The organism is Bacterioplanes sp. CLAM21 (assembly GCF_059641015.1).
The window spans coordinates 3,221,076-3,246,168 of the sequence record NZ_CM184929.1; the positions used below are offsets into that span (position 1 = coordinate 3,221,076).

24 protein-coding genes and 1 tRNA gene are annotated in these 25,093 nt (G+C 50.0%); 10 read left to right on the plus strand and 15 right to left on the minus strand.

Annotation, left to right across the window (positions count from 1 at the left end):
- Positions 1-4 precede the first annotated feature (4 nt).
- Positions 5-265 carry a hypothetical protein gene (locus tag AC55FS_RS14670; protein WP_496933007.1) on the plus strand — a complete coding sequence of 87 codons (261 nt, stop codon included), beginning with the start codon at positions 5-7 and terminating at the stop codon, positions 263-265.
- Between the two features lie 19 nt (positions 266-284).
- Positions 285-3,098 carry an insulinase family protein gene (locus AC55FS_RS14675; protein WP_496933008.1) on the plus strand — a complete coding sequence of 938 codons (2,814 nt, stop codon included), beginning with the start codon at positions 285-287 and terminating at the stop codon, positions 3,096-3,098.
- A 142-nt stretch (positions 3,099-3,240) separates the two neighbouring features.
- Here the strand turns inward: AC55FS_RS14675 and AC55FS_RS14680 are convergent, their stop codons facing one another.
- Both AC55FS_RS14680 and AC55FS_RS14685 read right to left on the minus strand, forming a co-directional pair.
- A complete protein-coding gene (locus AC55FS_RS14680; RefSeq protein WP_496933009.1) occupies positions 3,241-5,082 on the minus strand; it encodes a TIGR03545 family protein in 1,842 nt (613 codons plus the stop codon).
- Positions 5,083-5,088: 6 nt separating this feature from the next.
- Entirely contained in the window at positions 5,089-5,595 is a 507-nt protein-coding gene (locus AC55FS_RS14685; RefSeq protein WP_496933010.1) for a TIGR03546 family protein, read from the minus strand.
- 214 nt (positions 5,596-5,809) lie between these two features.
- On the opposite strand from AC55FS_RS14685, the gene AC55FS_RS14690 reads away from it, so the two are divergent.
- The gene (locus tag AC55FS_RS14690) at positions 5,810-6,334 is read left to right on the plus strand and encodes a chalcone isomerase family protein (protein WP_496933011.1); all 525 of its coding nucleotides are present in this window, start codon (positions 5,810-5,812) and stop codon (positions 6,332-6,334) included.
- A gap of 38 nt (positions 6,335-6,372) precedes the next feature.
- On the opposite strand, the gene AC55FS_RS14695 is transcribed toward AC55FS_RS14690, so the two are convergent.
- The 3 genes from AC55FS_RS14695 to AC55FS_RS14705 are packed head-to-tail and all read right to left on the minus strand — an operon-like array spanning position 6,373 to position 9,350.
- Entirely contained in the window at positions 6,373-6,768 is a 396-nt protein-coding gene (locus tag AC55FS_RS14695) for a DUF4124 domain-containing protein (protein ID WP_496933012.1), read from the minus strand.
- A 30-nt stretch (positions 6,769-6,798) separates the two neighbouring features.
- Entirely contained in the window at positions 6,799-8,496 is a 1,698-nt protein-coding gene (gene recJ / locus AC55FS_RS14700) for a single-stranded-DNA-specific exonuclease RecJ (protein WP_496933013.1), read from the minus strand.
- 11 nt (positions 8,497-8,507) lie between these two features.
- Positions 8,508-9,350 carry a DNA ligase gene (locus tag AC55FS_RS14705; RefSeq protein ID WP_496933014.1) on the minus strand — a complete coding sequence of 281 codons (843 nt, stop codon included), beginning with the start codon at positions 9,348-9,350 and terminating at the stop codon, positions 8,508-8,510.
- A 100-nt stretch (positions 9,351-9,450) separates the two neighbouring features.
- Here AC55FS_RS14705 and folK point away from each other — a divergent pair, with 100 nt between their 5' ends.
- Positions 9,451-9,846 carry a 2-amino-4-hydroxy-6-hydroxymethyldihydropteridine diphosphokinase gene (gene folK, locus AC55FS_RS14710; protein ID WP_496933015.1) on the plus strand — a complete coding sequence of 132 codons (396 nt, stop codon included), beginning with the start codon at positions 9,451-9,453 and terminating at the stop codon, positions 9,844-9,846.
- On the opposite strand, the gene AC55FS_RS14715 is transcribed toward folK, so the two are convergent.
- Positions 9,819-10,526 carry an SDR family NAD(P)-dependent oxidoreductase gene (locus AC55FS_RS14715; protein WP_496933016.1) on the minus strand — a complete coding sequence of 236 codons (708 nt, stop codon included), beginning with the start codon at positions 10,524-10,526 and terminating at the stop codon, positions 9,819-9,821. The two genes, folK and AC55FS_RS14715, sit on opposite strands and share 28 nt — an antisense overlap.
- Positions 10,527-10,749: 223 nt before the next feature.
- Here AC55FS_RS14715 and katG point away from each other — a divergent pair, with 223 nt between their 5' ends.
- The 4 genes from katG (at position 10,750) to AC55FS_RS14735 (ending at position 15,246) form a co-directional block, all read left to right on the plus strand.
- Positions 10,750-12,927 (plus strand): catalase/peroxidase HPI, encoded by a 2,178-nt coding sequence (gene katG, locus AC55FS_RS14720; RefSeq protein ID WP_496933017.1) that lies wholly within the window; start codon positions 10,750-10,752, stop codon positions 12,925-12,927.
- Between the two features lie 414 nt (positions 12,928-13,341).
- On the plus strand, positions 13,342-13,818 hold the full coding sequence (locus AC55FS_RS14725; RefSeq protein WP_496933018.1) for a hypothetical protein: 477 nt from the start codon (positions 13,342-13,344) through the stop codon (positions 13,816-13,818).
- Positions 13,819-14,171: 353 nt separating this feature from the next.
- A complete protein-coding gene (locus tag AC55FS_RS14730; protein ID WP_496933019.1) occupies positions 14,172-14,453 on the plus strand; it encodes a hypothetical protein in 282 nt (93 codons plus the stop codon).
- A 607-nt stretch (positions 14,454-15,060) separates the two neighbouring features.
- Positions 15,061-15,246 carry a hypothetical protein gene (locus tag AC55FS_RS14735; RefSeq protein WP_496933020.1) on the plus strand — a complete coding sequence of 62 codons (186 nt, stop codon included), beginning with the start codon at positions 15,061-15,063 and terminating at the stop codon, positions 15,244-15,246.
- A gap of 96 nt (positions 15,247-15,342) precedes the next feature.
- On the opposite strand, the gene AC55FS_RS14740 is transcribed toward AC55FS_RS14735, so the two are convergent.
- From AC55FS_RS14740 to AC55FS_RS14765, 6 genes are all read right to left on the minus strand, one after another.
- Positions 15,343-15,419: transfer RNA gene (locus AC55FS_RS14740), tRNA-Val, on the minus strand.
- A 174-nt stretch (positions 15,420-15,593) separates the two neighbouring features.
- Complete coding sequence (locus AC55FS_RS14745) at positions 15,594-16,214, minus strand: NAD(P)H-dependent oxidoreductase (protein ID WP_496933021.1); 621 nt, start codon at positions 16,212-16,214, stop codon at positions 15,594-15,596.
- A gap of 188 nt (positions 16,215-16,402) precedes the next feature.
- A complete protein-coding gene (locus AC55FS_RS14750; protein WP_496933022.1) occupies positions 16,403-17,032 on the minus strand; it encodes a DUF6624 domain-containing protein in 630 nt (209 codons plus the stop codon).
- Positions 17,022-17,558 carry a GNAT family N-acetyltransferase gene (locus AC55FS_RS14755; protein ID WP_496933023.1) on the minus strand — a complete coding sequence of 179 codons (537 nt, stop codon included), beginning with the start codon at positions 17,556-17,558 and terminating at the stop codon, positions 17,022-17,024. Before AC55FS_RS14755 ends, AC55FS_RS14750 begins: the two co-directional genes overlap by 11 nt.
- Positions 17,559-17,608: 50 nt before the next feature.
- Positions 17,609-17,995 carry a hypothetical protein gene (locus AC55FS_RS14760; protein WP_496933024.1) on the minus strand — a complete coding sequence of 129 codons (387 nt, stop codon included), beginning with the start codon at positions 17,993-17,995 and terminating at the stop codon, positions 17,609-17,611.
- Complete coding sequence (locus tag AC55FS_RS14765) at positions 17,995-18,591, minus strand: class I SAM-dependent methyltransferase (protein ID WP_496933025.1); 597 nt, start codon at positions 18,589-18,591, stop codon at positions 17,995-17,997. The genes AC55FS_RS14760 and AC55FS_RS14765 overlap by 1 nt, the downstream gene beginning before the upstream one ends.
- A 109-nt stretch (positions 18,592-18,700) precedes the next feature.
- Between AC55FS_RS14765 and AC55FS_RS14770 the strand changes: the two genes are divergently transcribed.
- Positions 18,701-19,495 carry a helix-turn-helix domain-containing protein gene (locus AC55FS_RS14770; RefSeq protein ID WP_496933026.1) on the plus strand — a complete coding sequence of 265 codons (795 nt, stop codon included), beginning with the start codon at positions 18,701-18,703 and terminating at the stop codon, positions 19,493-19,495.
- 148 nt (positions 19,496-19,643) lie between these two features.
- Here the strand turns inward: AC55FS_RS14770 and uvrB are convergent, their stop codons facing one another.
- Positions 19,644-21,680 carry an excinuclease ABC subunit UvrB gene (gene uvrB / locus AC55FS_RS14775; RefSeq protein ID WP_496933027.1) on the minus strand — a complete coding sequence of 679 codons (2,037 nt, stop codon included), beginning with the start codon at positions 21,678-21,680 and terminating at the stop codon, positions 19,644-19,646.
- Positions 21,681-21,846: 166 nt separating this feature from the next.
- Between uvrB and AC55FS_RS14780 the strand changes: the two genes are divergently transcribed.
- Positions 21,847-23,028, plus strand: coding sequence for a pyridoxal phosphate-dependent aminotransferase (locus tag AC55FS_RS14780; protein ID WP_496933028.1), 1,182 nt, complete (start codon positions 21,847-21,849; stop codon positions 23,026-23,028).
- Positions 23,029-23,100: 72 nt separating this feature from the next.
- On the opposite strand, the gene hda is transcribed toward AC55FS_RS14780, so the two are convergent.
- Both hda and AC55FS_RS14790 read right to left on the minus strand, forming a co-directional pair.
- Entirely contained in the window at positions 23,101-23,811 is a 711-nt protein-coding gene (hda, locus tag AC55FS_RS14785) for a DnaA regulatory inactivator Hda (protein WP_496933029.1), read from the minus strand.
- On the minus strand, positions 23,796-24,827 hold the full coding sequence (locus AC55FS_RS14790; RefSeq protein WP_496933030.1) for a DUF2066 domain-containing protein: 1,032 nt from the start codon (positions 24,825-24,827) through the stop codon (positions 23,796-23,798). Before AC55FS_RS14790 ends, hda begins: the two co-directional genes overlap by 16 nt.
- Between the last annotated feature and the right edge of the window lie 266 nt (positions 24,828-25,093).

A 25,093-nucleotide genomic window follows, 5' to 3' on the forward strand; every position in this document is an offset into this window, starting at 1 on the left:
GCCTGTGAATAAAGACCAAGCCTATCACCAGATCGCTCTGGCGTGCCTGAAAACCCTACGAGAAACCCCGGCGGGAGAATCTGACGATCGTATCAGCTCCCTGTATCAGGCCATCGATGAAGCCTTTCAGTCGCAACTGGGGCTGTTGGCCGAAGAGTTGGAGCAGCATCGCCAGCGCCTGCAGCTGATCTCACAGCTCGACCCCAAACAGCACACCCTGGCTGATGCTCAGGCCATTGCCAAACCCAACGAAACCGCTCATTGACCGTCAGTAAGGAGTTGGCATGTTATCGCCCCGCTACTGGACATTTTTGCTCATTGTATTAGCTGCTATCGCCTTTTCTATGTACCGACAAGTTGACCATGACACTTTGATCACCAGTCCATCAGACCCCAATCAATACCGTTATTTACAGCTCGACAACGGTATGAAGGTATTGTTGGTTGCCACAGCAGCCGAAGATAAAGCTGCGGCAGCGGTATCGGTCAACGTAGGTAGCGGCGATGACCCTGCCGATCGTGCTGGACTGGCGCACTTTCTTGAGCACATGCTATTTCTCGGCACCGACCCCTACCCGGAGTCGGGTGAATACCAGGCGTTTATAAGCCGTAACGGCGGTAGCCACAATGCCTTTACTGCTCATACCCAAACGACCTACTTTTTTGAATTGGATAACAGCGCCCTTGCAGACGCGTTAGACCGATTTGCACCGTTTTTTATCTCGCCGCGCTTTGACGAGCAGTATGTCGATCGGGAAAAGAATGCCGTGCACGCCGAGTTTAAGTCCAAATTAAAGGACGACTTCCGCCGTATTTTTTCTGCTGAAAAACAAGCGATGAATCCAGATCATCCTTATTCATCGTTTTCAACTGGCAACCTCGACACCTTAGCTGACCGGGCTGATAGTAAAATTCGTGACGAGCTGATTGAATTTTATCAACGTCACTATTCCGCCGATCGCATGACCCTAGTACTGGCGGGGCATTATTCTCTCGATCAGCTGCAAGCCTGGGCCGTGGAAAAATTCAGTGCAGTGCCCAAGCGGGCAACTCAGCCCAGTGAGCCGACACCATCTTTATTTGTGAAAGAACAGTTACCGCTGGACATGAACATTCAACCGGTGAAAGAAATACGCCGGCTACAGTTTACTTTCCCAATGCCTGCGGCCCTCCCTCTTTACCAATACAAGCCCATTCAAGTGCTATCGAATCTGATTGGTCACGAAGGCGAAGGCTCACTATTAGCTTACTTAAAACAGCAAGGCTGGGCAGAAGGCCTAAGCGCCGGGCAATCCCTCAGCACGGAATACGACTCGACTTTAGTGGTGCAGATTCAACTGACTCGCTTAGGCCTGGCCCATAGCGAAGAAGTCACGGCGGCTTTGCTGCATTATATTGAGCTGATGAAGGCCGGGCCGTTACCCGAATATTTACTGCAAGAGCAGCATCAATTAGGCGAAATGGCCTTTCGTTTCCAGGAGCAAAGTCGCTTGTCAGATTACGCCGTACAGCTAAGCGGCAATCTATTGCGCTACGCACCGGAAGACAGCATTTATGGCAACTACCGCTGGGATGCCATTAGCCAGGAAAAATTGCAGCCCTTTATCGATGCCCTCGATGCTACCAATATGCTGCGCACTTTGATTGCGCCTAATGTCGACACTGACATGACCGATCCACTGTACGGCACGGCCATGCGCATTCGCCCCAGTGACTTTGGTCAGCAGCCATTGGTACAGCAAGACCTCAGCGGTTTGCATTTACCTGAAGCCAACCCTTTTATTGCCGATGACTTGACGTCATCCGCTGAGCAGACTCTGGATGTGCCTGCGCAGATTCTGGCATCGCCGCAGCGCGAAGTATGGTTCTATCCCGAGCAGGAATTTAAGCAGCCCAAGTCTCGAGTTTTTCTGCAGCTTGAACTGGCCAATGCTCGCCAGTCGGCTGAGCAGCGCTTACTGGCTCATCTTTACGCGCGCAGCGTCAATGAAGCATTAAACACCTACAGTTATCCCGCCCATTTGGCCGGCCTAAGCTACGACCTGAGCGCCAACGACCAGGGCCTGCGGTTAATGATTGGTGGCTACAGCGATAAGCAGCCTGTGCTGCTAGAGCAAGTACTGCAAACCATGACACAGCTGGATATTAATGATGAAGCCTTTGAGCGCTACAAGGCGTCATTACAGCGATCACTGCAAAATCAGCTGAAAAACAAGCCCTATGAGCGAACCCTGGCTGAGCTGAAACAGTGGCTATATCGTCCTTCATTCAGTGAAGAACAGCTGTTAACTGCTTTACCAGCGATAACTGCCGATGATTTGCGCGAATTTATGCAGCAATTCCCACAGCAACTGTACAGCCGTTTACTGGTACACGGTGGCATTAATCAAGCACGTGCGGAAACTCTTGCCGCCGTTATTGAGCAGTACCTGCCAGCAAACCATCACAGTATCGGTCTGCGCCAAGTTGTGCGAGTGCCTGAAGGCCAATGGCAGCAAAGCTTAGCACTCGAGCATCCGGACAATGCCATTACTATGTATGTGCAAGGCCCAGACAGCAGTGATACCAGCCGCGCCCGTTATGCGCTGTTAGGTCAGATAATCCGCGCGCCCTATTACCAATATATGCGCACCGAGCAACAACTGGGTTATATCGTCGCAGCGGCACCTTATCCGCAGCAAACCGTTCCTGGTTTGATCTTTGTTGTTCAATCACCGGAAACGCCGCCACAGCAACTGGTTGATCACAGTCAGATATTTTTTGCCCAGTTTGATAAAACACTGGCAGACATGTCCGATGAGGAGTTCAACAACCACAAGCAAGGTCTGATTAGCCAGCTGCTGCAACAGCCAAAAAACATGGCTGAAAAGGCTGGCCGCTACTGGTCTGAATTACTGATCGATCGCCGTACATTCGATACGAATAGCGCCATTGCTAAGCAAGTCGAGAACATCAGCAAGCAAGATATGCTGGCACTTTATCAGCAACACTTTAGCCCCAATAAAGCGCACAACAGGTTGTTGTTTGCCCAAGGTGGCAAAGTCGAAGGCTGGTCATTGTTGTCCGATGTAGATCGCAACCATCAAGCGGCATTTTGACTTAACGACTATCAAATGGCCTGATGGCGCTCCGTCTCAGGCCATTTGATGGCGAGTTAATTTGCCCTTGCCCTACTGCCCGTCAGCAGCCTCCTAATTAGAAAGCAGACCTCGTTAGGGCAAGGGATAGGCCAGCTATCAATTAGTTGAACAGTGACTTTAGTTTGTCTTTAGCTTTATCTTTCAACTCATCCCGCTTTTCTTTGCTTTTCTCTTTTGCCTGTTGTTTCTTTTGCTCGGTGTAACTAGTGAGCTGTTGCTGCGCTAATTCCTGCAGCTGATCACTCAGCTTAGCCAGCTGACCATCTTGCTGATTAAAGAAATCAATTTCCTCTGCCATACCTTGGGTATATTGGCTCAGCCGCTCGTTTAGATAGGTATTAAAGCGCTGCTGCAATTTCTGTTGCTGCTGTTTTAAGCGCTGGCCCAAGGCTTGTTGCAGACGCCGATCGAGATCAGACCCCAAAGAGACCGAGGGTTTTGACAAAGAGCCGCCGACTCCGGCGTTCATATTAAATTCATTAACACTTGCCAGCACCGCCATCAGCTCGCGTCCGGCTCGGTTGTCAAACTCACCGCTAAACTGTGACTGTTTAAACTGTGCATCCGCTTGGGCACTGAGAGCATTATTTTCAACCATCACCAAGGCATCTACGTCCACCAATGCCGATTGCAACGCTAGCTGCGATCCCAACGGCCAAGGCTGCAGCTGAACTTGTCGTGCCGTTAACGTTAATCGGTCTTTGGCAGGCGTACGTCTGTGATCCAATACTAATGCCGCTGTCAGTTGCTTGACTCCGGGTAGCTCTTGGGTTTCCAACGTAATCTGGGCAGGCACTGGCATCAATTGCGGCTGATGGGTCAAATTTTGTGCTGCGCCAATTAACATCCCTGGCTCTAGCGCTGCACTTAGTGACAACGATCGGATGAGAAAATCCGGCCAGGGGTCAGCAGTCGGGAAATGCACCTTTTTGCCTAATAATCGTGCTGGTGGCTCATCGGCCGATGGCTCTGATGGCTCTTTGTCATCCGTGTTGGATGCCAAAAGACGCCCAGCATCGCCTAAATAAGGTCTGGCTTTGTTATACCAGTACAGGGCTTCATTAGCCCAATGGGCGATCTCGTCACCCCATAATAGACGGCTGATGTTAACCGCACCCTGACCATCAAGTGAGTACTGCTCTTTCAGCATGGCTAAATCAGCGGCAGGTGCTTTTTGCAACGCCTGCAGAGACTGGGTCAATTCATCACGACTGATACGAATAACATCACGTGCCGCCAATACGGCTTTTTTATCGGCTTTTAGTTGCTGTTTTAGCTCATCCAACTGGCGCTTTTTACGCTGAAAATCTTCAACGGACTTGAGCTCCTCGTTGACCAAGGCATTTATTTGTTGCTCATACGATTGCAGCTGCTGTTCATCCGGCAATGCAGCCAAGCTCTGTTTAACCTCTGGCTTTCGCTGTTCAATGACCTGTTGCAACTGGCGGCCAGCACTGTCCGTGGCCAACGGTTGTCGCTGTAACACCTCGTCCAACGAAGGCACTGAAGCAATCATCTGCTCGCCTACGGATGCCTGTGCATCTTTTTCATCCTTGTCACTGCTATCAGCAGCGGGCCTTTCAATGGCACCCGACACTGAACGTTCGGTATCAAAAGCCACATCAGTGAGCCTTAAATCGGAAATAATGATATGGCCAGCCAATAACGGCAGCCATTCGAGATGTGCACGAGCAAGACCAATTTCTACCGAGTTTTCCATTGGGTGCCGTGCATCGGTGACGGCAATTCCGCGGAGATCAACACCCAACGGGCTAAAATTAAAATCCACCGACTGCACTTCAACCACAGCACCATTGATGCGCGTAGCGACGCTTTCAATAGCACGTTTGCTTAACGGGCCTGCCAACAAAACAAAAAATGCCGCCAGCGCCGCGATAACAGCGACAACAGCCCCCAACCCCCACCAACGAATCCATCGCATCTTGTTTTACTCCGCTGCTGCCCGATACCACTGATAAAACTTACTGGCCTTCAACGCCTGTACTACTTTGAACTTTTGAATCCAAACCAACAGTCGAGCCCGATATTGCACCACCAACATTCGCGTCAGCAGAGATACGGGTAAAAAGGCCAATAAAGCCAACACAGTGCCACCCAGCATTAAGGTGTTATTAAACTGCAATACCCGCCAAATCCCCTGCTGATATAAGGATGTCCATAACGGCTGCAAGGATGACATCTGTAATAAAGACGCACCCAAACGTTCGGATATCGGATCCAATGCTAACGCCAAGATGGAAAATGCGGCTAATGCCGAAAAAAAGGCGCTGAGATTGACTCGCAGCACTAAGACCAGAGTAAAAATCAGTAAATTGTTCAGTGTCCACATGGGGGTAATGGCCACCCATAGGGCAAATGCGACCGCCAAGCCAATTTGGCCCGGTGCCGACTCAGAATTTAGCGCTTTCAGCAATTGTGCCAGGAGATTGAGCATGATAAATCTATCCAGACTGGGTGGCGTAGCCACCATAGTACAGAATCCTGCCGGGCGGAAGCACAGCAGCGATCACTATTAAGCATCGCACTCATGATAATAACGCACTTCAGCCATGCTGAAGCGCAACAACAAAGCGAGCCTCACCATGTTCAAGTACCTATGCGCTATAGCACTACTGACACTTCACGCAACCAGCCTTCAGGCTTTAGATGTGGAAGGATTTAATATCGAAACATCTCTGCCAGCACACAATGATATCCCCGCTATGCAACTGCAGGGCATCGCCATCCGACAGGTGTATGGTTTTGTTGATACCTATGTCGGCGCTCTCTACCTAGAGAACACCATGAAAAACGCCGATGACATTCTGGCTGTCGATCAGGCCAGGCGTATGATGTTTCACGTGATTAGCTCGCGGGTTAGCGCCAGACGCTTTACCAGCGCGATTGAAGAAGGTTTGGCATTGAATTTAACCGAACAGCAAAACGTGCAATTGAAGTCACGGGTGCAACAGCTGGTAGCACTGTTTGATCATAAATTCACCCAGGGCACGGTCGGTTATATTGAATGGTTACCGCAGCAGCAGGCAACGCGCATCGTTATTAATGACGAGGTCAAAGGCACAGTCCCAGGTAAAGACTTGAACGATGCATTGCTGGCAATCTGGATCGGTGACAAACCCGTGAGCGATGCTTTTCGCGAAGATATTTTAGATACCAGCCTGGCCGGATATTGATCTGGCCAGCCAAGACCTTGTTGCCACGCAACACAATCCTAACAACGCTGGCGAATTTTCTGGCGCAACTGACGCAGCTTTTCGCGCCGCTCTAGCACCGTCTGCATGTCACCTTGGCTCTTTTTAAGGGCCATTTTTCTGGCTCTGAGTTTCGCCGTGCGACATTGGTTGTCCGACCAGGCCACGACCTTAGTCTTGGATTTGCTTCTCTTTTTACTGCGTGACGTCGATTGTCTCTCAGTCGGTGCCAGCAGCGTTGAGTCGATCTCTCGCGGCTGATAATGATTACCTTGACGTAAGGTAACAGGCTCTGCGTTTTGTGATGGCGGCGCTCGATCAGAAAACTGCACCCGACCCTCGTCATCAACCCAACGGTATAGCTCGGCGCTGGCGCTTGTTGCCAACAGCACAGACCCCAACAGTATTTTGTTCATATCAGCCTCCGTGCCGATATTAGTCAGTCTTTAAGGTAAGCTTTGCAGCTCTCGCACCAACAACTGTAATTGTCGCTGCCCCCGCCATTCATTAATATCCAATGAAAACACCAGCCTTACCCGACCATCCTTAGGTCGATTATTGGCGTCAAAGTTAAACCAGATTGCGTCCATCGCCAGATCAGAACCCATTGGACACAGCACCATCTTTAAATGCTTTTCACCCACAACGCGCTGCTGCAGCAAGGTAAATTCGCCATCAAACAGTGGTTCAGGAAAACATTGTCCCCAAGGCATGCCCCAACGTAATTGCTGGGCCAGCTCCAGAGTAAAGTCCGCATTGTCTAGCTGACCATCGGACTCCCATACCCGCTCTAACGCCTCCTGGCTAAGGTGCTGCTCACACAACGTGGTGAAGGCTTGGCGAAACCTGGGCAGTTGATCCGCATGCAAGGTCATGCCCGCCGCCATGGCGTGGCCGCCAAACTTTATCAAGATGCCTGGCCAACGTTTGTCTAATTCATCCAATACATCGCGCATATGCAAACCCGGTAACGAGCGAGCTGAGCCTTTTAGTCGGCCGTCACCGTCATCGGCCAGAGCAATCACGGGGCGATGAGTTTTCTCTTTAATACGTGAAGCCAGAATACCAATCACACCCTGGTGCCAGTCGGGCTGATATAAACACAAGCCCGCAGGCAAGGTCTCTAATTCAGCATCTAGCTTTCGCAAATAATGTTCCGCCTCACGTTGCATGCCTTGTTCGATATCGCGGCGGCTGCGATTCATTTCATCCAACTGACGCGCTAATTGCAAAGCACGGGCTGGATCATCGGTGAGCAGACATTCAATGCCGATGGAAATATCGTCCAAACGACCAGCAGCGTTGATTCTCGGGCCCAATACAAATCCTAGATCGGCAGACGCCAGCCTTTGAGGTTCTCGCCCCGCCACCGCCAACAAGGCAGCTATTCCCGGCTGTACATGGCCACTGCGAATACGCCTGAGTCCTTGCTCCACCAAAATGCGATTATTGCGATCCAGCGGCACCACATCCGCCACCGTTGCCAACGCCACTAAGTCCAGCCACTGAGCGAGCTTGACGTCTCGCTGCCAGCCAAGTTGCTGCAGCCGCTGCCTCAGCGCCATCAATACATAAAACACCACGGTACAGCCACAAGCCGCTTTGCTAGCAAAAGTACAGCCAGGCTGATTCGGATTAACGATGGCATCCGCCGCTGGCAACTGTGCCCCAGGCAAGTGATGATCTGTCACTACCACAGCTATGCCAGCTGCCTTGGCGGCGGCAACGCCTTCCACGGCAGCAATGCCATTGTCGACGGTGAGAATGACATCGGGCTGATAGGCTTGCGCTAGGGTCACTAACTCAGGGGATAAGCCATAGCCATGCTCAAAGCGGTTGGGCACTAAATAGTGAACATTATTGGCTCCCAAGGCTCGCAAAGCTCGCAATACCAGCGCAGTACTGGTGGCGCCATCAACATCAAAATCGCCCACCACCAATAAGGTTTTCTGCGCGGTCACGACCGGCAGCAAACAAGTCACAGCCGCTTCAAGCCCTTTTAGCTGATCGGGCGGCAGTAATTGCGCTAGCCGGTTTTCAAGCTCATCGGCATGTTGAATATTTCGTGCCGCCAATACTCGGGCAAACACTGGGTGTAAGCCCTGTAACGCGGGCGCGCGAGCCGGTCGCTGAACTATTTGCATCTTGATAAAACTTATTCTGGGGGCCGCACGCGTAAGAAACGAGCAAAACGCGGCAGGCCAGTCACGGTCTCACCATTGTATTCAAAAGTGATACGCGACCCCAGAGGCGGAGGATTGCGACGCTGCTCATCGCTAAAGCCAGTGCCTATATTAAAACGCCGGCCGTCTTGGGTTTCCACCACCAAAGCGCCCAACATGCCGTCGAATTTGCCGTTACCAGGCAGATAAGCAACGACGTGCGCTTCGCCATCCTGATCTAATTTCATCTTCAACATGTCATCGGAGCGCTGAGCTTGATACAGAGCATCTTTACGGCGCAGTATTAAACCTTCGCCTCCGTCAGCGACCAGTTGCTGCAAACGCTGCTGCAACGCTGCCTCGCTACTGACTTGCTGATGGGCGACCACTTCTAGCCAGGCCCGGCTGGCTTGCTCCACCCAGGTATTCAGCACCCACAGACGCTGCTCAAACCCAGCTTGCATATCTGGCATATCAAACAGCATAAAACGTACGTGCTGCCAGGCTTGATCGTCTGGCTGATGGCGGCGAACCAAGCCGCTAATCTCGGCAAAGCGGCCACGCCCTAACCACAGCTCACCGTCTAAAGCCTGCATAGGGAGCGCTGCGGTAAACCACAATGGCGCTTTAATCACCCGCCCGCTGCGGGTTAGCAACTGTTTGCCATCCCAGTAGGCTCGAACGCCATCCAGCTTTTCGCTGACTAAATACTGAGATAAATCCACCCCCTGCTGGTACAACTTGGCCAGCATAAGTGGCGGTGCATGGTTGGCCCAAACCGGCATGCTGAGGCCGCCCAGTGCGAGCAACAGCATGATCATGATGATAACGTCCATGTATCGTCCTCCTTGACCTGCCTACCTATTTACTCAAACAATGGACGAGCATTGATGCCACTGAGTTGTCCCGATTTCAGCCATAGGAATGAAAGCCGTCATGTCGTATTACTTATTAGGACTGGGAAGCAACATTGATCCGTATCGTTACTTGCAACAGGCAAGGCCGGCGCTGGCTGAACTGGGCAGTATTGTCGAGCACTCAGCCATCATACAAACCCAAGCCGAGGGCGATAGTTTTAGCGGCACGTTTTGCAATCAACTGCTGGTGCTTGAGTGTTCGCTACCACCAACGTTATTGAAGCAAAAGCTGCAGCGTATCGAAGTGGCATTAGGGCGAGAGCCGAAGTCGCCAGCAAGAAAACACAAAGATCGGACCATTGACCTTGATATTCTCGGCAAGGCTAACAGCGTAGAGCAATGCCGCCAGCTGCCGTTAACTGACGGCTATTATCAACAGGTCCAACATCAGTGGTTAGAAAACGTCTGCTCATAACGGTTGGTAATAAAACGGCCACCGTCAATGCGCATGACGGTGCCACTCATGGCTGAATTACTGATTAAAAAATCACAGCCGTCGATAACGGCCTGATAACCCAGCTCCTTTTTAATGAGCGATTGAGACAACACCTTCTGCCGATAAGCCTCATCGTGTTCAGGTAAAAACTGAATAGGGCCGGGCTGAATCACATTAACCCGCACTTGCCCGGCCCAGCGCTGCGCCATACTCAGCGACCAGTTTTGCAATGCCGCCTTTGACGCACAATAAACGGCAAAACGCTGATTAGGGATCTCGGCATAAATGTCGCTAATGCTCACCATGGCAGCATCATCGGTCCAGGACAACGAATGCGTCAGCAGCTCTGGCGCCAATACATGCACATTAAAATGGCGCTGAAAATGCTCTACATCGGCCTGATCAGTATCGGGTTGAAAGCAGCTAGCATTATGGATAAAGGCTCGTACCGGCCCTATTTGCGCCAACTCGTGAGCCAACGCCTGAATAGCATCGGGGTCAGATAAATCAGCCTGCAGCCTAGTTAGTCGCTCATGGGCATCTAACTCACACCGACTATTATAATGCGCCACGACATGCCAACCTTTGGCCAGCCAATGCTGCGCCAACTGCTTACCCATGCGCCGACCGGCACCCGTAATCACAATTGTGTTAGCCATAATGGCAAGCACTCCAGTAAAACAAGACACGGCCGTTATTGTAACGACTAACACAGACTGCCTGCCATGGAACTGCAAAGCAAAAGCTTCCCCACTGTTGTCGCTACGCTATAAGCCTTAGATTCAATAGCCTGCGGCAATCATGCTGATCAGTGCAATTAACTGTCACTTTTTCTACTGCCATCTATGCTGGAACAACACCTAAGTGATGGGAGAATTCGCGATGGACACTTCATCTTCTGCCGGCGGTCAGTGCCCTTTTGCCCACGGCGCAAATACCGCAGCTCAGCAAACGCCCACCGAATGGTGGCCAAATTCATTAAACCTCGACATTCTTCACCAGCATGACAGCAAAACCAGTCCATATGGTGAGGACTTTAACTACGCCGACGCCTTTAACCGCATCGATTACCAAGCTTTAAAGAAAGACCTCACCGACCTCATGACCCAAAGTCAGGACTGGTGGCCCGCCGATTGGGGGCACTATGGTGGCTTAATGATTCGCATGGCATGGCACGCAGCGGGCTCCTATCGTATCGCCGATGGCCGAGGTGGCGCCAATACCGGCAATCAGCGTTTTGCACCGTTAAACAGCTGGCCCGACAATACCAATCTCGATAAAGCCAGGCGTTTACTCTGGCCCATTAAAAAGAAATATGGCAATGGCATTTCTTGGGCTGATCTCATGATCCTGGCCGGCAATGTCGCTTATGAGTCTATGGGGTTAAAAACCTTTGGCTTTGGCGGCGGACGGGAAGACATTTGGCACCCCGAAAAAGATATTTATTGGGGTGCAGAAAAAGAATGGCTTGCCACCAGTGATAACGAACATAGCCGCTACTCTGGCGAGCGAGACTTAAGCAACCCACTGGCCGCTGTGATGATGGGCCTCATTTACGTTAACCCTGAGGGAGTTGATGGCCAGCCTGATCCATTAAAAACCGCAAAAGATGTACGCGAGACCTTTGCCCGCATGGCCATGAATGATGAAGAAACCGTTGCCTTAACCGCTGGCGGTCACACCGTGGGCAAAGCCCACGGTAATGGTGATGCTTCACAGTTAGGACCTGAGCCGGAAGCGGCGGATATTTTTGAGCAAGGCCTGGGCTGGAACAATCATCAACAACGTGGCATTGGCAATCAGGCAGTGACCAGCGGCATTGAAGGTGCCTGGACCACTCACCCAACACAGTGGGACAACGGCTATTTCCAATTGCTGTTAAATTACGACTGGGAATTGAAAAAGAGCCCTGCCGGTGCCTGGCAGTGGGAACCTGTCAATATTAAAGAGGAAGACAAACCAGTCGACCCAGAAAACCCCAGTGTACGCCACAACCCCATCATGACAGACGCCGACATGGCGATGAAAATGGACCCCGACTATCGCAAAATATCAGAGCGTTTTTATAACGACCCAGATTATTTTTCTGATGTATTTGCACGCGCCTGGTTCAAACTAACACACCGGGATTTAGGCCCTAAAAACCGTTATCTTGGCCCTGAAGTCCCTGCTGAAGATTTAATTTGGCAAGATCCAGTCCCCAGTGCCGGCCATCAGCTCAGTGACGCAGAGGTATCCAAATTAAAAGCCGATATACTCGCTACTGGCATTAGCGTATCCGACCTGGTAGCCACTGCTTGGGACAGCGCCCGTACCTTTAGGCAATCTGACTATCGTGGCGGTGCCAATGGCGCACGTATTCGACTGGCACCACAAAAAGACTGGGCCGGAAATGAACCTGACCGATTGAACACAGTGCTGCAGGCATTGCAGGGTGTTCAGCAACAATTTTCTGGCAATGTCAGCATGGCCGACTTAATTGTATTGGCAGGCGCAGCTGCCGTGGAAAAAGCTGCCGACGATGCCGGAGTGACAGTAACAGTGCCCGTCACCTCAGGGCGCGGCGACGCCAGCGACGATATGACTGATGCTGAGTCATTTGCACCGCTGGAACCCGTACACGATGGCTATCGCAACTGGCTAAAACAAGAGTTCAGTGCCCAACCCGAAGAGCTGATGCTGGATCAAACTCAGCTACTGGGTTTAACCGCTCCAGAGATGACAGCGCTGGTGGGAGGTATGCGCGTCTTGGGGGCCAATTATGGCAACAGTTCACATGGCGTATTTACCGACAAGGTTGGCACATTAACTACGGACTTTTTCGTCAATCTCACTGATATGCGCTACCAGTGGAAACCTACGGGCAATAATGAATATGACATCATAGATCGCCAAAGTGGCGCCACCCGCTGGACAGCCACACGGGTAGATCTGGTATTTGGGTCTAATTCAATCCTCAGAGCCTATGCCGAGGTGTATGCTCAAGATGATAATAAGGAGAAATTTGTGCATGACTTTGTTCGAGCCTGGAACAAAGTCATGAATGCTGGTCTTTTCTAAACCCATTTTGTCATCAACCTGAGCGTTCAGGTTGATGACTTCTCTCTAAACAGCAACGAAAACCAATGGCCATACCAATATCTGATACATGTTGGACCATGCCACACGGAGCCTCCGGCAGCATTTTATTCACCTGTCCAAGCACTAAACCAACAGAATTACCTAGTTAGATCTAGCAGTAACGCTATTGACCTACCTATCCATAACAATCCTGAAGATTTTATGGCATATTACGACAGGACGCGCAATCGATGAACCACGGTTGGCACACTGCGCAGAAGGCCTATGTACGACGTTAAAGATCAATGCCATAGCGGCAATTGACTACTGTCATACCTACGGCCCTTGATTTAGGCAACAAGATGTTTATGCAAACAACCTTGGGCCATTGACCTGCAGCAGTTGGAGTAAAGTATGACCGAGCTTTCGGCAACCGTCATTTTGAACAACTACACCAGCTACGACTGGCGCCTTTCCAGCTGCCATAGCGGAAAGTTAATAACATTGGTCAACGCAGAGACTGAACCCGCCCCCTTTCCAAAGATGCTGAAAAAAGCCGACCGACTTGTAATCCAGGTTCAAGTCAATGTTAGCTCCCTAGATGAGAAATCCAACAAAGTGGTTCGCGCTAGCATTCAGTACAACATACTAAATGAACTCAAACCCAATACCGTAATGGCACTGGACATCCTCTACTCTCCTATTCGTCATAGCATTGAATGCGAAGTCGGCTTTCTTTTCCGATCAGATCCTAACTATCAATTTCTTGGCAGCGCCAGAATAGAGACATCTCCCACCCTAGCGGATAGCACAGTGTCCATTTACGGACAAACACTTCAACGCCGACGCCAGCAAACATCATCCCCTTGGCATCCACCTTCCCGTACCTAGCGCAACGAGTTAGTTACAGGTACATTTAAGACAATAGTTGGACACCTATCAGTAAAATTGATGAATCAGCAAGCAAACGAAAAGAGTGATAATAATAATCATTAATCATGTTGTATAGCGAAGATATTGCGACTAATAGCTCATTTAAAATATAACTAACATTAAAATTGTGACGTGAACACAGTATTTCATAGCAACATATTCGACTCCAGCGACATACCTATGTTAAAAAACAACCCCGCGTTAATCAGTCGCGATGTTTGAATTAGCCCGCCGACTGCCAACGAAGATTGATACCGACTATAGTCTCAATTGGCCAGACCGCCATCTACAACAAGGAAAGAGTACAGGCGATGCAAATCACACCACAATTGCTCTATGCCGAGCACTATCGCTGGGATGAAATTCGAAAGAATAAAGAAGACAACCCCACAGAAGCTGACGCCGATAAAATAAACAAACACTGCGGACATGAAATGATCGCATTTCTACAGCAAATAACCGATGAATTCAGGCTAAACGCCAAAGCTGACATACAATGTATCGAGATCTTTCTTTTTTCCCGCCGCTGTATCTCAGACACATCAAAGCAGAGTTTACTGCGAAAAATAAGCAATCACTTTAATTTCGCATAACTCACACAGCGAGCAGCCATATCTATTGCTCGCTGACTAAAAACACAAATTCCACACTTGCAACGCAAAACCCATCATCACTTATGAAAAATCAATACCTTCACTTTTAAAACCTACTGACCGAAAACACCGCACTGACAACCCAAGCCAATAACAATACAAAAAACAGCCTCTACTACCGAAAAATATCCTCCAAAATAATTTCAGACGAAAAATCAATCTCTTATCATTTTCCAAATACACACACTCAACCCAATAAGCCTAATAGCTTTGCCTTTCTGAGCGTAACAAGCAACATATACGTTATAAATAGATTTAGATCAGGCTACCGAATTGCACCAAGATATCAAACCTATTCAATAATAGCGCCTGCATAGCCCGTTCTTTTCTCCAACAGTCGTATACAACATTAATTTAACGAGAAACTGCTACCTAGTCAGATAGAATAATTACCTCTGAAGAAATGCATTGCAGTCACTTTCTAATGGCCACTTAAGCACCTCATAGTTAACTTGCCAAAGACCATAAACATCGCGGCCATGTATGGGGTGATTTGCTGCAAAAGAAATTTCAAAAAGTGCGTGACCAGCTGCCTGAATTTCAATCAATGCCAATTGAAAAACGACCGACGTTTCATGAGATACGAGGATTGGGTGGAGCTCTGTATTTGCAGCAGGGTTACAGCAAAGAATACGTGAATCTATTGATGGGACACACGACCCAGAAGATGACCGAAGCGTACACAGATCAGCATCAACAGTGGACAGAATGTGCTGCTGAACTGGGCTTGTGAAGCTACTGTAGATTCTTACGATTTTCGTATTTTTTTCTTACAGGATTTCAGATACAAAAACAGGCACCTGTAAGTGCCTGTTTTGTAAGGAATTCTTGGTAGGACTACCCAGATTCGAACTGGGGACCTCTACCATGTCAAGGTAGCGCTCTAACCAACTGAGCTATAGTCCTGAAGATGGCGCGTATATTAGCTATCCTGCTGGCCCCATGCAACCCCTTTGTGGCAGTTTTTTTACTACGACCTCATTTCAGCTGGTACTCGAATCTCTTTTTAAATCAGCAAGTTAGCAAACGCTCGCTAGGCATAGGCCTCACTGGCTCCCCTCCTCTCTGTCCGACCAGTGATTAAGAGCTTGAGCCCGATGCACCACTGGCGGTCGATACGGAACTGGCAGGCAACTTCACTGCCAGTCGATCAACACTGTTGATCCACTTCTGTATTTGCTCAGTATTTGCGCTCATGGTGGGCCCAAAGAAACGAACAGACCGCACTTTAATGCCGACAAACTCCAATATGGTGTGCTTAAGCTGCTTGACCATGGGGTTACCCTGGAACCATTTGTGCCACCATACCGGCGTATCCAGTGTCACCACTAACTCTGAAGTACGACCGATCAATAACTGTTCTGGCCAGGTTTTTCCTTCGATGTACTTAAAGGCATAACCAGGCAATAGAATACGGTCGAATAATCCCTTTAACCGCGCAGGCATGCTGCCCCACCACACTGGAGTGACCAGCACTATATGCTCGGCCCAGGTCAGCTGTTGCTGAGCCATTTTAAGGTCCGGCTCTAGAGGCTGAACTTCATCAAACCCTTGTTTTAGGTCCAACTCAAAATTTAGCTCACCCACGTGTAACACTTGTACCTCATGCTGCGTTTCTGCAACCTGACAGTAGCGCTCGGCCAATGAGTGACACAAGCTGTGGCTCTTGGGGTTACCGTTGATAATCAATACTCGACTCATGGTGACTCCTGGTTGGGTAGCGCAGCAAATACTAAACCTCGCTCCAGGGGTTGGAGTCAACGTAACACTTTGCTATTGGGTGCAACTGTCTATACCAGATGTTATGCCAAGCGCTATGCCACGCTCAGCATTATCATCGATCAGCCGCGATCACTGGCGGATAGCGCTCAGTATTGCCACACAGCGCATTATTCATCGACAAGATCAGCAGCCGTCGGCCAGATTATTCCAAAAGTGGCGACATACTCCTCCAACGGTGAAAGCCCTACTTGCGCCCGGCGCTTATTAACGCTTTCAGGCTCTTCAATAGGGTATAACCGCGCCGGCTGATTGCCTTCAATGTTGATCTGAGTGCCGTAGCGCTGCGGCTTGTCCTGACTGACTAACATCCTATCCGTCAAATAGGCTAATGCCGCTGCCTCCAACTCAGCATTCGCCACAGCTTGTTGCAATAGCGGATAATAGCGCTGTTGCAGCGCTAAACCACCGTGTTGAATCACTAGAAAAAGGGTATTGGCGACTTTATTGCTGGTGAATTCGGGTTCACTGGGCCAGCCATATTCGTCTAGCACTTTGATAGCCCAGTCTCTATTTTTGTTATCCAGCTTCTGCTGTTGAGCAACCAGCTCTGCCAATAGCTGTTGGTTTCTGGGCTGTTGCAACAGGGCTCGTTGTATTTTTTGGCGCAAGGCTTGATCAGCTTGATAAATATTTTCTGCCTGCTGTTGCAGTTGATCGGGTGTATCGCCATAACTGCTCTGATTAATCAGCAGCAATAGCACACAAAAAAGCCGCTGCAACACGCGGTTAAGCATCATCAGCCATTCTCTTTTCCAGCGTCAGCGTCTGCCAACTGCGGCCTTTAAAATATCGCTGCCCGGCAAGACCAGCACAAGGAGAGAGTCCTAATGCTCGGCACAACGCCACGGCAGCACTATTTTCTTGCAACGTTTCGGCATAAATATAATCAAGGCCGTATTCTTTTACAGCAAAATTGATCAACGCCTGCATGGCTTCTCGCATCAGTCCTTGACCTTGCCAATGTGGATGCAAACCAAAACCAATGGCAGCACGCCACCGCTGCTCCATGCGCAAACAGGCAATGCCGATAAAATTGCCAGACTCATTGTCGATCACGGCCAATTGATAAGCTAAACGAGGGCATTGCGCCGCTTGCTCAATAAATAACCGAGTTAAATAACGATAGTGCTCTGGTTGACCATCAGCCTCGTCATAATAGGTCTGATAGCCGGGCTGTTGCGATAGTGCAACAAAATCGTCTTCATCACTGACACGCATATCACGTAAGGTTAAACGTGTCGTAGTCAAAAAAAATTCAGTCATGTGAATAGCGCTAGGCAGGCAAGCCTTCCGACTGCTGCCTGCCAAAGCGATTACTCCTGATGCTTCATAGATGCCTTAAATTCCTGGGTCAATTGAAATCCACGAACTGCAGGCCCGGACAGTGCACTGTAAACCACACTGATCAGCATCACTAGCACAGCAGTGACTAGCGCATCACATACCCATGCCAGTATTAACAGTAAGACACTGTTCTGCTCTGCCATGGCCCAGCTGAAGGTTGACTCTCCGGTAATCAAATGCACCGATAAGGCCGCCCAAAAACCAAAACAATAAGGACAGTGCCAGGCTTGATACAGGTACGCCAATGATGCGGGTAACCTGGCGATGATATTATTAAACCAGCTACCCCATTCGGGCAGCTTTTCCCATAACAACATATGGCACGACCACACCAGTAATACCACTTGGATACTCATTACACGGCCTGCCTTGCATTAATGCCTTCAACCATTAGAAAATCACCTTCATCCGTACATTGACGCTGGTGCTGAATCGCTGAAAATCCAAACGTCTCTAATAGTTTTTTAATCCCGGCCAACGCTTTTAAATCATTATGTACATCCAAGTCACCAAAGCTGGGGGTATTTAGATCTTCACACAACCAGAATTTCCCGCCTGGTTTAAGTGCCTTGCTAATGGTCTCCATAACCGTTTCTGGCTGCTGCCAGTGGTGCAATGAAAAAGCCGCCACAACCACATCCAGTGAAGACGCTTGGGGCGTCCATTGCTCGGCTCCGGCACATAACAGGGTCAACCGTTCATCTGACAAATCGGCTTTTTGTTTTCGCTCATTGGCACGTTGTATCATAACGTCACTGGGATCCAGTGCCTGTACTTGTACCCCCTCATGACTGAGTGCCAAACAAACACTCAAAAAGCCGCCGCCACAGCCCAACTCAGCTACCTGAAAGCCTGGCTGTATACCAGCAAGCACTGGGATTTGGCGGTGAAAATCAAGCGCACCCCAACGATCGTCGTAGTCATGGGCGTGTTGATCGGTCCAATGTGTCACGCTGCTTACCTCATGCGATAGTGATGGGGCCAGTATGCAACAGCCTCTAACCACCCAATAGTGCTAAGCTTATGGTTAAATCGGCTTATTTTTCGCTTAAGAATCCACCATGCACCCAGCCATCCATTGCGGTTTTGCCCGTATCGAGCAATTGCACAATGAGCAACACCACGCTCACGAAGACTATGTACTGACCTTAATGCTGGCAGGCTATGTGACCTTTGATGGCCCTCAGCCTGTGCAAATCACACCTGGCATGCTGACCCTAGTACCTCCTGGTACGCCACATGCGCTGCTGCAGGGAAAAGACATGCAGGTCTACTTTCTCAGTTTTCATGGCGCCAGCTTTGGTCTGGATGAACAACAAGCCGTGATGCAACCCTTTGCCAGCGTGCGCCAAGGGGCACTGCCCATTGTTAAACTGCAAGACCAGCGGCTACCATGGCTGACACAACTCTTTGAGCAGTTACAAGCAGCCATTGAAAACCATAGCCCTAGCGAAATTATAAAAAGTCTGATTATTTTGATCTTACATGAAGCCCGTGGTGCCAGCGTGTTGAATGATAAACACCTAGGGCTAGAAACTCGTATCGGCAAAGCGCTGCGCTATATCGAGCTGCACAGCCATGAAGGGATTTCTCTAAAGGATGTTGCTCAGGCCGTTCATTTAAGCCCTGCACATTTAGCCACCAAAATGAAAACGACCACCGGCTATAGCGTCGGCGACTGGATTAATAAACAACGCCTGACCTTGGCTTGTGAGCGGTTACGCAATACCGATAAAAATGTCGAAACCATCGCCGCTGAACTGGGCTGGAAAGACGTTACGCATTTTATTCGTCAATTTAAGAAACAGCATGGCAGCACACCAGCCGCCTGGAGGCGCCAGCAGCGTACACCCTGAATCAAGTCAAAACACCTTCGTAAAGACACTGCAATCAATACGGACTCGAACAACAAATGAATCAGAGCGACAAATAGGCAAAAGTAATAAACGAACGAGGCATTCGAGGCCCGCTGGCAATCCACAGCGGGCAGCAAACTATCAAAGCTTAACTATTGGCGATAACCCCTTGTTTCATATCGTGCAGCAAGTCTCGCAAACGCGCAGCTTCTTCAAAGTCCAACTCTTTGGCAGCGGCAAACATTTTGTCTTCTACTTCACTGATACGTTTCACTAAGGCGGCTGCATTCAGACTGCGCCAATCATCCTGACCATAAGCTGCTTGCTCTTCGGCGACTTTACGCCCCTTACCTTTACCACGACCCTTGCCTTTTTTGCCAGGTGGTGGCGCCGCTTCGAGAATATCCTCGACGGATTTCTTGACACCTTGTGGAGTGATACCGTGCTCTTCATTAAAGCGCTGCTGTTTCTCGCGACGACGATCCGTTTCATCCATGGCTTTTTTCATGGCATCCGTCATGCGGTCGGCATACAAAATCGCCTTACCGTTTAGATTCCGAGCCGCCCGACCAATGGTTTGGATCAAAGAACGTTCAGAACGCAAAAAACCTTCTTTATCGGCATCAAAAATAGCAACTAACGACACTTCAGGAATATCCAGGCCTTCTCTTAGCAAGTTAATACCCACCAGCACATCAAACTCGCCCAAGCGTAAGTCGCGAATAATTTCGACCCGCTCAACAGTATCGATATCCGAGTGCAAGTAACGCACACGCACATTTTGCTCATGCAGGAATTCGGTTAAATCCTCGGCCATACGCTTGGTCAATACGGTGATTAAAATCCGCTCACCTTTGGCCACACGCTCGTGCACTTCGTGCAACACATCGTCCACTTGCCCGGTCGCTGGTCGCACATCAATTTGTGGATCAATTAGCCCAGTTGGCCTTACTACTTGCTCCACTACTTGATCCTGATGATCCTGTTCATACTGGCCTGGCGTGGCTGAAACGAAAATGCATTGCGGAACGATGGACTCCCATTCCTCAAAACGCATGGGGCGGTTATCTAACGCTGACGGCAATCGAAAACCAAATTGCACCAAAGTTTCTTTGCGCGAGCGGTCACCACGATACATGGCACCGATTTGCGGCACAGTAACATGGGACTCATCAACAAAAACCAGCGCATCATCAGGAATATAATCAAATAAGGTAGGCGGCGCTTCACCCTGTTCACGACCAGACAAATAGCGCGAGTAGTTTTCGATGCCCGAGCAATAGCCCAGCTCCTGCATCATTTCTATATCGTATTTGGTGCGCTGCTCCAGCCGCTGCGCCTCAACCAATAAATTATTATCGCGGTAATACTGCAGCCGTTCATCGAGCTCAACTTTAATGCCATCAATCGCATCTAAAATACGCTGACGCGGTGTGACATAGTGAGTTTTGGGGTAAATAGTAACTCTGGCTAGGCGATTTCTGATCTCACCAGTAAGCGGATCAAAACTAGACAGCTGCTCAACTTCATCATCAAATAATTCGATGCGAATGGCTTCGTCGTCGGATTCCGCTGGAAACACATCAATGACTTCACCGCGTACCCGGTAAGTGCCACGATGAAAGTCCATATCGTTGCGAGTGTATTGCAGCTCTGCCAAGCGGCGTAAGATACTGCGCTGATCTACCTGATCACCACGTACCAGGTGCAGCATCATTTTTAAATAGGAATCCGGATCCCCCAAACCATAAATGGCCGACACCGTCGCTACGATAATGGCGTCACGACGTTCCATCAGTGCCTTGGTGGCAGACAAACGCATTTGCTCAATATGCTCATTCACCGAAGCATCTTTATCGATAAAGGTATCAGATGAGGGCACATAGGCTTCTGGCTGGTAATAGTCGTAGTAAGAAACAAAGTACTCAACGGAATTGTTGGGAAAGAACTCCTTAAATTCACCATACAATTGTGCTGCCAGGGTTTTATTGTGCGCCATGACAATAGCAGGCCGGCCGCAACGTTGAATGACATTGGCCATAGTGTACGTTTTGCCAGAGCCCGTTACCCCCAGCAAGGTCTGCTTCAACAGCCCGGCTTCCACACCCTTGACCAGTTGCTCGATGGCAGTCGGTTGATCACCGGCTGGCGCATACTTGGAAGACAGCTCAAATGCTTTGCTCATCAGGATTCCAGTAGTACAGAATTTGGTTTAAGATTATACGGTTTTTTTGCTGGCAGCCGAGAGGTCATATTGACCCTAACTGCGGCCGCTGCAGACAATTGATTAGACGCTCATTGTTTGCCAAGGCTGTGGCTGTCTCACTCACTGCGTCACTGAGGATAATACTTTGGACCTGCAATTGTCTGATCGCGTTCAACAGATCAAGCCTTCCCCCACCCTGGCGGTTACCAACCGGGCTGCCGAACTGCGTGCGGCGGGCAAAGACATTATTGGCCTGGGGGCCGGCGAGCCTGATTTCGATACCCCCGAGCACATCAAGCAGGCGGCAATTGACGCAATTAATAATGGCTTCACCAAATACACAGCGGTGGACGGTACACCGGCACTGAAAGACGCCATTATTGCAAAATTTAAGCGCGATCAGGGCCTAGACTACCAAGCCAACCAGATTCTGGTGTCTTGTGGCGGTAAGCAAAGCTTTTTTAACTTGGCATTGGCGCTGCTAAATCCCGGCGACGAAGTGGTTATTCCAGCTCCTTACTGGGTGTCATACCCTGACATGGTCAAAATCGCCGAAGGCGTGCCTGTGGTGATAGAGACCAGCCAGGAAAACCGCTTTAAAATTACCGCACAACAGCTGGATGCCGCCATTACCAGCAAAACCCGCCTGGTAGTATTAAACAGCCCATCAAACCCGTCTGGTGTGGCGTATACCGAGCAAGAACTGAAGCAATTGGCCGAGGTTTTGTTGCGCCACCCGCACGTGATCGTCGCAACCGATGATATGTACGAGCATATTTTATGGGCCGAAGGTGGCTTTCATAATATTTTAACGGTCTGCCCTGAGCTGTACGATCGTACCCTGGTGATGAACGGTGTTTCCAAAGCGTACAGCATGACCGGTTGGCGCATTGGCTACGTTGGAGGACCTGCCAAGCTGGTCGGCGCGATGAAGAAAATTCAATCGCAAAGCACTTCAAACCCAACGTCCATCGCCCAGGTAGCTGCCACTGCCGCCTTGAACGGTGATCAACAATGTGTCGCCGATATGCTGAAGGCCTTTAAGCAACGCCATGACTATGTGGTGGCGGCGCTGAATGAGCTGCCCGGCGTCGAATGCATCAATAGCGATGGCACCTTTTACGCTTTCCCAAGCTTTAAAGGCGCCATGCAAGCGGCAGGTATCGACAGCGATGTTGATTTTGCTGAAAAACTGCTAAATGAAGCTGAAGTCGCCTTGGTGCCAGGCTCTGCATTTGGCACGCCAGGCCATATGCGCCTCTCCTATGCCACCTCAATGGAGGTGCTAGAAAAAGCTATTGCTCGCCTGAGCAAAGCACTTAGCTAGCCAGCCTGGCATAAGCGCAACAAAAAAGCCGATGCATACATCGGCTTTTTTATTCCTCTGCGTTAAACACCCTCACCAATCGAGGGTTTCTTTAATAAAGGGAATGGTTAACCGGCGCTGAGCCGACAGCGACGCCTGGTCCAATTTATCCAGAGCATCAAACAGACCCTGGGTATCTTGCGGACCACGGGTCACCAGAAAACGCGCCACTTCTTCGGTGACATTCAAACCACGACGATGGGCACGCAGCAATACCGCCTGCACCAAATCATTTTGCTCCAACGGCTCTACCTGATACACCATGCCCCAGCTTAATCGCGACGACAGATCGGGCAGCACCACGCCCACCCAGGTAGGAGCAGCATCGGCAGCAATTAACAAATGGCTTTGGCGGTCACGAATACGATTAAACAAATGAAACAGCGCTTCTTCCCAATCACTGCGACCCGCAATCGCCTGCACATTATCCAACGCGACTAGCGGTAACTGATCTAGGCCATCGAGAACTTCAGGGCTGTATTCCACCAGCTCATCAAGAGGCAAATACACACTTTGATGGCCAAGGCCCTCGGCATAATGACAAGAGGCTTGCAGCAAATGACTGCAGCCACTGCCCTGACTGCCCCACAAATATAAGTAGGGCTCGCCTTGCATGGTCCATTGCTGTTGTAGCGATTGCACCACTTGAGCATTTGGGCCGTCATAAAAGTTGGCGAAGCGGGCATCGTCTCGTAACGAAACAGACAACGTCAGCTGCTGATGATGAGTTACTGACTTAGCCATTTCACTACCCCTGGCTGGTCGGTTTGTTGTAAGCGATTATCCAACGACAATACTGCCCAGACTTGTTGCCAAGGTGCCGCCAGCTGCAACTGCAAGCGTATACGTTCACCCTCGACCGCACTGACCTGGGCGCTATCGATGGCAACATTGGCCTGCAAATACGACAGCAGCTGTTGGTAATCGGCAAAACGCTGCACACCGGTCACATGCAAAGTAAATCCACTGTCGCCACTGCCTTGCCTTACTACGGCGTACTGTTGAGCAAAGCGCCTGGCAATGGTATCCGCCACCTGCTCCATCACCACCACCGGATCAGAGGCCACGGCATTTACACCTTGCCAACGTTGCTGATGCCAAACTTGGCCACTGTAGCGCCACTGCCCATTACCGGTCTGCGCCAAACGCCCGGCTAAGATAGCATCACTTTGGTAGCGTTCACTGGCAGCCAGTATGCGATCATTAAACTGTCCCCACACAGATTCCACCGGCAGTGCCATTTCGTCTTGCAAATCCAGCGTTGGCCACAGCACTGGAAGGCCACGATCAGACATGGCTCGATCTGTCTGCACCCTCCATAGATTAGCGTCCTGACCCAACAATAAGCGTAGCGGACCTTCTTCTACCGCCTGCCACACCAATAATAACGGCCGGCTACGGCCCCACACGGGCAGTTGTGCGTCGACTAAAAGCTGATCTATGAGATGACTGGCAAAGCGAACCTGCAGTAACAGTGCATTATCAACGGGGTCGCGGCGATAGCTAAAGCTCTCTAACAACCGTTGCGGCTGTGCCAAAGTTGACTGCAATGCAGGCTGGGCAGCCACATTAGTGCTACCAGAGACCTTAATCAGAACCTGCTGCAATGCTTGCGCCAGGCCCTGCTGACGACTGCCTTCCGTTTGGTCGTCGACCATGACACTGACCTGATACAGATCCGTCACCGTCACCGCCTGGACCGGCGCAATCCAAGCCCAGCACAGAGTGACCCAAAATGTGAGTAGCGCTGCGATTCGCACGCATCTGCTCCCAGCTGCTCAAAAATTTGAGCGGCTATTTTGCCACGCCGTGTAAATTTAACCAGTATCTTTCTCACATCCCTTCCGTTCCACCCGCACATTTGTTGACCAGCAAATCAGCTTTGTTGGCTTTTTGATCACCAATTCGGATCTAGATCGCCTAATGCACCATTCTCAGCGACGAATCCTGCCAGCTGGGGTGCAGCGACGAGGACAAATCGTTAGAATACGCGCCAATTTTGGCCCTGTTGCATGGCTGCAATGGC

Bases quoted from the DNA above. Each gene is read 5' to 3' on its own strand.
- AC55FS_RS14745 (WP_496933021.1), bottom strand. From the start codon at position 16,214: ATGAGTCGAGTATTGATTATCAACGGTAACCCCAAGAGCCACAGCTTG.
- AC55FS_RS14770 (WP_496933026.1), top strand. From the start codon at position 18,701: ATGCACCCAGCCATCCATTGCGGTTTTGCCCGTATCGAGCAATTGCAC.
- AC55FS_RS14725 (WP_496933018.1), top strand. From the start codon at position 13,342: ATGACCGAGCTTTCGGCAACCGTCATTTTGAACAACTACACCAGCTAC.
- AC55FS_RS14760 (WP_496933024.1), bottom strand. From the start codon at position 17,995: ATGAGTATCCAAGTGGTATTACTGGTGTGGTCGTGCCATATGTTGTTA.
- AC55FS_RS14675 (WP_496933008.1), top strand. From the start codon at position 285: ATGTTATCGCCCCGCTACTGGACATTTTTGCTCATTGTATTAGCTGCT.
- hda (WP_496933029.1), bottom strand. From the start codon at position 23,811: ATGGCTAAGTCAGTAACTCATCATCAGCAGCTGACGTTGTCTGTTTCG.
- katG (WP_496933017.1), top strand. From the start codon at position 10,750: ATGGACACTTCATCTTCTGCCGGCGGTCAGTGCCCTTTTGCCCACGGC.
- AC55FS_RS14680 (WP_496933009.1), bottom strand. From the start codon at position 5,082: ATGCGATGGATTCGTTGGTGGGGGTTGGGGGCTGTTGTCGCTGTTATC.
- AC55FS_RS14755 (WP_496933023.1), bottom strand. From the start codon at position 17,558: ATGACTGAATTTTTTTTGACTACGACACGTTTAACCTTACGTGATATG.
- AC55FS_RS14750 (WP_496933022.1), bottom strand. From the start codon at position 17,032: ATGATGCTTAACCGCGTGTTGCAGCGGCTTTTTTGTGTGCTATTGCTG.
- AC55FS_RS14735 (WP_496933020.1), top strand. From the start codon at position 15,061: ATGCCAATTGAAAAACGACCGACGTTTCATGAGATACGAGGATTGGGT.
- uvrB (WP_496933027.1), bottom strand. From the start codon at position 21,680: ATGAGCAAAGCATTTGAGCTGTCTTCCAAGTATGCGCCAGCCGGTGAT.
- AC55FS_RS14730 (WP_496933019.1), top strand. From the start codon at position 14,172: ATGCAAATCACACCACAATTGCTCTATGCCGAGCACTATCGCTGGGAT.
- AC55FS_RS14695 (WP_496933012.1), bottom strand. From the start codon at position 6,768: ATGAACAAAATACTGTTGGGGTCTGTGCTGTTGGCAACAAGCGCCAGC.
- recJ (WP_496933013.1), bottom strand. From the start codon at position 8,496: ATGCAAATAGTTCAGCGACCGGCTCGCGCGCCCGCGTTACAGGGCTTA.
- folK (WP_496933015.1), top strand. From the start codon at position 9,451: ATGTCGTATTACTTATTAGGACTGGGAAGCAACATTGATCCGTATCGT.
- AC55FS_RS14705 (WP_496933014.1), bottom strand. From the start codon at position 9,350: ATGGACGTTATCATCATGATCATGCTGTTGCTCGCACTGGGCGGCCTC.
- AC55FS_RS14715 (WP_496933016.1), bottom strand. From the start codon at position 10,526: ATGGCTAACACAATTGTGATTACGGGTGCCGGTCGGCGCATGGGTAAG.
- AC55FS_RS14685 (WP_496933010.1), bottom strand. From the start codon at position 5,595: ATGCTCAATCTCCTGGCACAATTGCTGAAAGCGCTAAATTCTGAGTCG.